The sequence below is a fragment of the uncultured Idiomarina sp. genome (assembly GCF_964010655.1).
GTDB lineage: Bacteria > Pseudomonadota > Gammaproteobacteria > Enterobacterales > Alteromonadaceae > Idiomarina > Idiomarina baltica.
The window spans coordinates 1-4,570 of record NZ_CAXGLS010000076.1 but is presented as its reverse complement, the minus strand read 5'-3'; the positions used below and the strand labels follow the sequence as shown (position 1 = coordinate 4,570).

5 protein-coding genes and 1 tRNA gene are annotated in these 4,570 nt (G+C 50.2%); 1 reads left to right on the top strand and 5 read right to left on the bottom strand.

What is annotated here, in order from left to right:
- Positions 1-268: hypothetical protein (locus ABNS04_RS12070; RefSeq protein ID WP_348671564.1), on the bottom strand; the 268-nt coding region annotated here is incomplete at its 3' end.
- Complete coding sequence (locus ABNS04_RS12065; RefSeq protein ID WP_348671563.1) at positions 253-441, bottom strand: hypothetical protein; 189 nt, start codon at positions 439-441, stop codon at positions 253-255. The genes ABNS04_RS12070 and ABNS04_RS12065, both read right to left, overlap by 16 nt.
- 372 nt (positions 442-813) lie before the next feature.
- Between ABNS04_RS12065 and ABNS04_RS12060 the strand changes: the two genes are divergently transcribed.
- On the top strand, positions 814-1,401 hold the full coding sequence (locus tag ABNS04_RS12060; RefSeq protein WP_272977532.1) for an ATP-binding cassette domain-containing protein: 588 nt from the start codon (positions 814-816) through the stop codon (positions 1,399-1,401).
- A 145-nt stretch (positions 1,402-1,546) separates the two neighbouring features.
- On the opposite strand, the gene ABNS04_RS12055 is transcribed toward ABNS04_RS12060, so the two are convergent.
- The 3 genes from ABNS04_RS12055 to ABNS04_RS12045 all read right to left on the bottom strand — a co-directional run bounded on the left by ABNS04_RS12055 (position 1,547) and on the right by ABNS04_RS12045 (position 4,482).
- Positions 1,547-1,634: transfer RNA gene (locus ABNS04_RS12055), tRNA-Ser, on the bottom strand.
- Between the two features lie 65 nt (positions 1,635-1,699).
- Positions 1,700-3,331, bottom strand: coding sequence for a methyl-accepting chemotaxis protein (locus ABNS04_RS12050; protein WP_272977531.1), 1,632 nt, complete (start codon positions 3,329-3,331; stop codon positions 1,700-1,702).
- An 83-nt stretch (positions 3,332-3,414) separates the two neighbouring features.
- Positions 3,415-4,482 (bottom strand): MBL fold metallo-hydrolase, encoded by a 1,068-nt coding sequence (locus ABNS04_RS12045; RefSeq protein ID WP_348671561.1) that lies wholly within the window; start codon positions 4,480-4,482, stop codon positions 3,415-3,417.
- Positions 4,483-4,570 lie beyond the last annotated feature (88 nt).

Below are 4,570 nucleotides of genomic sequence, written 5' to 3'. Positions count from 1 at the left end.
CCCACCACCGTACGTCGCGCATTTTGCGCGACATCAACCATCGCGACATCGAACATCCCACCGCCGTAGGTCGCGCATCTTGCGCGACATCATTCATCGCGACATCGGCCCCCACCACCGTAGGTCGCGCATCCTGCGCGACAACAACCATCGCGACATCGGCCCCCACCACCGTACGTCGCGCATTCTGCGCGACATCAACCATCGCGACATTGACACCCCACCACCGTACGTCGCGCATCTTGCGCGACATCAACCATCGCGACATCGAACACCCCACCACCGTAGGTCGCGCATCCTGCGCGACATCAACCATCGCGACATCGAACACCCCACCACCGTACGTCGCGCATCTTGCGCGACAACAACCATCGCGACATTGGCCCCCACCACCGTACGTCGCGCATCTTGCGCGACATCAACCATCGCGACATCGAACACCCCACCACCGTAGGTCGCGCATTTTGCGCGACATCAGCCATCGCCCTTGCGCCCAAGGCGCAAGCTACGCGACATCGGATACCGCCCCACCGTACGTCGCGCATCTTGCGCTACACCCGACATCGGACATCCCACCCACCGTACGTCGCGCATTTTGCGCGACACCCGACATCGGATACACCACCACCGTAGGTCGCGCATTTTGCGCGACAACAGCCACCGCCCTTGCGCCAAAGGCGCAAGCTACGCGACATTGAACACCCCACCCCACGTAGGTCGCGCATCCTGCGCGACATCAACCATCGCACCTTGCACCCAAGGCGCAAGCTACCGTAACATGGCGGTAGATATCCGCTTAAAAGATGCACATAAATGGCCAACATTGAATTGAATAATGTCAGCGTAAAGCTCGGTGATAACTTAATCTTAGATTCCGTTACGCTCGCGCTGCCTGAAGGGCAGTATCAACTAACAGGTAAAAACGGAGCAGGAAAGTCTACCTTTTTACAGCTTCTCAGCGGGTTAATCATGCCCAGCTCGGGCTCGTTGAACGTTGACGATCGACCTGACCTCGTGGCCGATAGTATTCAAATCCCCGACAACATGACCATAACTACAGTGTTTTCGCTATACGACAAGTATCGACGTTGCGACATAACGCAACGCAATCAATTGATTGAAGCTTTCCAGTTCTCAGATTATTTAACGGCAACAGTAGGCAAGCTTTCGCAAGGAAATCAGCAAAAGCTCAAATTGATACTGGCGCTCTCAGGCAACGGACACTGGCTATTACTTGACGAGCCGTTTAACGGCCTAGATTCGACGAGTGCCGCCACTTTGAATCAAATGTTAGCGGAAATACATCGCCCTTCTATCGTCATTGATCATAGCGAGCAGCTCACCAACTTGCGCCCAAGGCGCAAGTTACATATCGATAACAAATCCATTGTATTCGTGTAGGTCGCGCATTTTGCGCGACACCCGACATCGGATACCCCACCACCGTACGTCGCGCATTTTGCGCGACAACAACCACCGCCCTTGCGCCAAAGGCGCAAGCTACGCGGGCATAAAAAAACCGCCATAAAGGCGGTTTTTTTGGATATGGCGGAGAGAGAGGGATTCGAACCCTCGATACGTTGCCGTATACACACTTTCCAGGCGTGCTCCTTCAGCCACTCGGACACCTCTCCATAAGGCGCGTATACTAGTTGTTTTAGCCTTGTAAATCAAGAGCCAAAACACCGAGTGGCTAAATCTACGCCGTTTTAAAACGTTTGACACGCTCACTTAAATTGCGTGCAAGTTCGTTAAGCTGACGACTCGACTCACTGACTTGCTCAGAGCCCGCCGCAGTCTCTTCAGTAGCTTCCGTGATTTTGTGGAAGTTCTGATTGATTTCTTCCGCGACCGAGCTTTGTTCTTCGGCTGCTGTGGCAATTTGCGCATTCATATCGGTCATTTGCTTAACCACATGGTTAACAGTATCTAACGATTTGCCTGCTCGACGCGCTTGCTCAACACTATTGCCTGCTTGCTCTTGACCGCGTTGCATCACATCAACCGCCTGAGAAGCACTGTTACGCATCGTCTCAATCAGATCTTGAATGCTCTGCGTGGACTCTTGTGTACGATTCGCAAGCGCGCGAACTTCGTCAGCAACAACCGAGAATCCACGCCCATGCTCACCCGCCCGTGCAGCTTCAATAGCGGCATTTAGCGCAAGCAAGTTAGTTTGGTCGGCGATACCCTCTATCACTTCCAACACTTTGTCGATCTCAGCCGTATTATCGCTCAACTCAACAATCACAGAGGCCGCACGCTCAACCTCATCGGCAAGCTGCTCAATTGAACTAATTGTTGCCGCCACCTCACGACTGCCTGTTTGCGTTTCGCGATCAGTCTCATCCGCTAACTGTGCCGCCTCATTTGTATGTGAAGCGACTTCAGATACCGTTTGCGACATTTGGTTAATCGCTGTCGCACCTTGAGTTGTCTCGTCCTGCTGACGGATAACCATCTTGGTATTATTCTCACTGGTTTCGCTCAGTTCACCAGAGGCATTCAGCAGTTGATCGGACGTTTCATCGACCTCTTTTACCAGCGCTCGTAGCTGCCGCACCATACGGTTGACCTGCGCCATCAAGCTACCCTCGTATTTCGAACGAGTCTCAACCGTTAAATCACCCGCAGCTATGGTTTCCAAGACCTCAACAACCGCTTCTGGCTCGCCGCCTAAAGTATGTGTTAGCCGACGTACAATGTAATAACTGATGGCCGCTGCAACAAGTGCAGCAATCACAGCCACACACCACATCAGCACCGCAAATCCATTACTGCGTTCAAGCACTCCATCAACACCGTCGGCGATGATCTTCTCTTCATAATCGATAAAGTCGTTAATCCTTACCAACCATTCCGCATAGGCCGGCGATAAATCGCTTAAAACATAATCTTGAGCTTGCTGACGCTGATCCTGCGCCAACAGCTGATAGACACGATCAGAAGTGGCTAAGGCTTGTTCACGGATCTCACTAATACGCGCTAATAACTGCTTTTCTTTATCATTAACGTATTTTGGATCGGCAATAAGTTGATCCAGTCCTTGCTGCGCATCGGCATAATCGCCTTGAAGCTTATCAATAAGCGCGCGATATTCGCGTCGCTTCGATGCCTGTTCAGTCAACACAAAATCGCGTAATGCTATCGCACGGTCATGCACACTACCGCGGAAATTAATCGCATAGCGCTGCTTTTCGCTACCGACTCCATTCACCTGTCTCAACGTTTGATCGATTTGGCCAACTTGATAAGTACCAACAACGGTAATCCCAATAATCAGTAATATAATAAAGGCAAATCCCGCATAAAGCCGCTGCGCAATGGTCATAAATAATCCTGTAAAAACGATTGTTCAATATATTCGAATAGAAATACAACCGAGAGAGGTTTTAAGATCAGTATTATCGAAACTTACTTCACGCTATCGGACGTTAAAATCTCAGTCGCACCCACTGGCATAATGCGAAACTCGTTTTCCGACAATTGCGCCTTTTCACGCGCGTGCTTAATATCATCGATGGTTTGCGGAATACCCTCTGCCGCTAATTGAAATGCCCCCCAATGCATCGTGATACTTTGCTTAGCACCGATATCTTGATGAATCAGAGTGGCTTGCTCCGGATCAACATGAGGCATTTTCATAAACCAACGGGGTAAGTATGCACCCACAGGCATCAACGCAAGGTCAATATCATTAAACACATGGCCGATTTCTTTAAACTGTATGGCGTTATAGCCCGTGTCCCCGCCAAACCATACGCGCCAATCGCCAATATCAATCACATAGCTCGCCCATAAGGTCTCAAAGCGATCCCAAAGACTTCGACCAGACCAATGTTGACTAGGAGTTGCATGAACACGCAGCTGGTCGTTAGTCGCTGCGCCTTGCCACCAATCAAGTTCGGTAACATTGTCTTCTGCAATGCCTAGCTCAAGAAACCACGGCTTCAAGGCAAGCGGAACGAAGTAATGAGTCGAGTTACCCAGTGTTTCAATCGTATCAGCGTCTAAATGATCATAATGGTCATGAGAAATAATCACGGCATCAATCGGAGGCAAGTCTGATAACTGTACAGGCAGTTCAGTCAAACGCTGAGGCCCCATAAAGCTCACGGGCGATGCTCGCTCACTAAAAATCGGATCGGTAAGCACCGCCATCCCCTGGTATTGAAGTAGAAATGTCGAATGCCCTATCCACGTAACTTGCCGATCCTCGGGGTTAGGGTTAGAGATTTTATTCAAATCGGCCTGCATAAAAGGAATCGCATCAACTTGCTCCGATTGATCGGCCCATTCCGTTTCCCCAAACCAACGCATGTACCAATAATCAAAAAATCCACTTTGCTTTTCAGGACCGTGCAAATTTTTAAAGCCATCCTCGGTATGATGCGGCGGCACTTGTTTATTAATATGTATGTCTTCGTTGTTACTGCACGCCGCAGCCGTTAACGCCAAAACACCGATCAACACCTTTTTCACAGACGCTCCTATCGTGCAGAAATACAGCGAAGCAACCACGCAAAAATGCGCCGTTCACTGGATAAGTAAAATAAATACTCAGGATGCC